This window comes from Streptomyces sp. SP18CS02 (assembly GCF_036322365.1).
Classification (GTDB): Bacteria; Actinomycetota; Actinomycetes; order Streptomycetales; family Streptomycetaceae; genus Streptomyces.
In genome coordinates this window covers 1-312 of sequence record NZ_JAQYXC010000096.1, presented here as the reverse complement: position 1 = coordinate 312, position 312 = coordinate 1, and the positions used below count along the sequence as shown (strand labels likewise).

Below are 312 nucleotides of genomic sequence, written 5' to 3'. Positions count from 1 at the left end.
GGGGCGGGAGAAGCAGCCGTCTAAAACCCCCCCCCCCCCCAGGTGTACCCACCGCCACACACCCCCCCCACCCGCGTGTTCGCCCCCCCACACAACCACCCCCGCCCTCGCACACCGGCGCCCGCTCGCTGACCGAGGTCCAGGCCGACTCCGCGAACAACGCCGCCAAGCAGGCCGAGCGCGAGGTCGCCGAACTGACCAAGGAGCTGGAGCGGCTCCAGCGCCGCGCCGGCGAGCTGCGCGAGGAGGCCGACCGCCTGGTGGCGCGTGCCGCCCGTGAGCGCGGTGACGACCCGGAGGCCGCGGTCGCCG

The 312-nt window shown here is 76.3% G+C and carries 1 pseudogene; it reads left to right on the top strand.

Annotated features, from left to right (window positions below):
- Window positions 1–312 (top strand): annotated as a pseudogene (locus tag PUR26_RS00805) (hypothetical protein); the annotation flags it as partial.